Below are 2,302 nucleotides of genomic sequence, written 5' to 3'. Positions count from 1 at the left end.
TGGTCAAACAAGCCGAAGAACCCTGGTTCCAGACCGAATGGGCCTTCGCCGAAAAAGCCGGCAAGGAACATGGTTTCACTGTGATCAAGATCGCCGTGCCCGACGGCGAGAAGACCCTCTCGGCCATCGACAGCCTGGCCGCCAACGGCGCCAAGGGCTTTGTGATCTGCCCGCCGGACGTGTCCCTCGGCCCGGCCATTGTCGCCAAGGCCAAGGTCAACGGCTTGAAAGTCATGGCCGTGGATGATCGCTTCGTCGACGCCAAGGGCAATTTCATGGAAGACGTGCCGTACCTGGGCATGGCCGCGTTCGAAGTCGGCCAGAAGCAAGGCGCGGCGATGGCCGCCGAGGCGAAGAAGCGCGGTTGGGACTGGAAGGACACCTACGCGGTGATCAACACCTTCAACGAGCTCGACACCGGTAAAAAACGCACCGACGGTTCGATCAAATCCCTCGAAGAAGCCGGCATCCCCAAAGACCATATCCTCACCGCCGCGCTCAAGACCCTCGACGTGCCCGGCAGCATGGACGCCACCAACTCGGCGCTGGTCAAGCTGCCCAGCGGCGCGAAAAACCTGATCATCGGCGGCATGAACGACAACACCGTGCTCGGCGGCGTGCGCGCCACCGAAAGCGCCGGCTTCAAAGCCGCCAACGTGATCGGCATCGGCATCAACGGCACCGACGCCATTGGCGAGTTGAAGAAAGCCAACAGCGGTTTCTTCGGTTCGATGCTGCCCAGCCCGCACATCGAGGGCTACAACACCGCGCTGATGATGTACGAGTGGGTCACCACCGGTAAGGAACCGCCGAAGTACACCGCGATGGACGAAGTGACACTGATCACCCGCGCCAACTTTCAGGAAGAACTGACCAAGATCGGGCTGTGGAAATGACCGCAGCGGCACTGCGCTTTGACGGCATCGGCAAAACCTTCCCCGGGGTCAAGGCGCTGGACAGCATCAGTTTCACTGCCCACCCGGGGCAGGTACACGCGTTGATGGGCGAGAACGGCGCGGGCAAGTCGACGCTGCTGAAGATCCTCGGCGGCGCCTACATCCCGAGCAGCGGCAGCGTGCAGATCGGCGCGCAGACCATGGCCTTCAAATGCGCGGCCGACAGCATTGCCAGCGGCGTCGCGGTGATCCACCAGGAGCTGCATCTGGTGCCGGAAATGAGCGTCGCCGAGAACCTGTTCCTCGGGCATTTGCCGGCGCGTTTCGGCGTGGTCAACCGCAGCCAGCTGCGCCAGCGGGCGCTGGCGTGCCTCAAGGGCCTGGCCGATGAAATCGACCCGCAGGAAAAGCTTGGGCGCCTGTCCCTGGGCCAGCGCCAACTGGTGGAAATCGCCAAGGCGCTGTCGCGTGGCGCGCATGTGATTGCCTTCGATGAACCCACCAGCAGCCTGTCGGCCCGCGAGATCGACCGGCTGATGGCGATCATCACGCGCCTGCGCGACGAGGGCAAAGTGGTGCTGTACGTGTCCCATCGCATGGAAGAAGTGTTCCGCATCTGCGACGCGGTCACGGTGTTCAAGGACGGCCGCTACGTGCGTACCTTCGACGACATGCGTGCGCTGAGTCACGACCAGTTGGTCACCTGCATGGTCGGTCGCGACATCCAGGATATCTACGACTATCGGCCGCGCGAGCACGGCGAGGTGGCGCTCAAGGTCGACGGTTTGCTCGGCCCGGGCGTGCGTGAACCGGTCAGCTTTGAGGTGCGCAAGGGCGAGATCCTCGGCCTGTTCGGCTTGGTCGGCGCCGGGCGCACCGAGCTGTTTCGCCTGCTCAGCGGCTTGCAGCGCGCCACGGCGGGGCAGTTGGAACTGTGCGGGCAAGCGCTGCAATTGCGCTCGCCGCGCGACGCCATCGCCGCCGGCGTGCTGCTGTGCCCGGAGGACCGCAAGAAGGAGGGCATCATCCCGCTGGGCAGCGTGGCCGAGAACATCAACATCAGCGCACGCGGCGCCCATTCCCGGTTCGGCTGGCTGCTGCGCGAGGGCTGGGAGCAGGGCAACGCCGAGCAGCAAATCCGCGGGATGAAGGTCAAGACGCCGAGCGCCGCGCAGAAAATCATGTACCTGTCCGGCGGCAATCAGCAGAAGGCCATTCTCGGCCGCTGGCTGTCGATGCCGATGAAGGTGCTGCTGCTGGACGAGCCGACGCGGGGCATCGACATCGGCGCCAAGTCGGAGATCTACCAGATCATCCATGACCTGGCGGCGAGCGGCATCGCGGTGATTGTGGTGTCCAGCGACTTGATGGAGGTGATGGGGGTTTCCGATCGCATTCTGGTGCTG

2 protein-coding genes are annotated in these 2,302 nt (G+C 64.1%); both read left to right on the top strand.

The features are described 5' to 3' along the window. Positions 1 to 896 (top strand): substrate-binding domain-containing protein (locus NR164_RS30210; protein ID WP_256823667.1); only part of this gene is annotated, 896 nt, incomplete at its 5' end. After that, positions 893 to 2,302, top strand: a 1,410-nt coding sequence (gene araG, locus NR164_RS30205; RefSeq protein ID WP_256823668.1) for an L-arabinose ABC transporter ATP-binding protein AraG, incomplete at its 3' end; no start/stop codon positions are given. The genes NR164_RS30210 and araG, both read left to right, overlap by 4 nt.

This window comes from Pseudomonas sp. Pse79 (genome assembly GCF_024519615.1).
In the GTDB taxonomy this organism is placed as follows: domain Bacteria; phylum Pseudomonadota; class Gammaproteobacteria; order Pseudomonadales; family Pseudomonadaceae; genus Aquipseudomonas; species Aquipseudomonas veronii.
The sequence above is the reverse complement of the archived record's forward strand: the minus strand, read 5'-3'. Positions and strand labels throughout refer to the sequence as shown.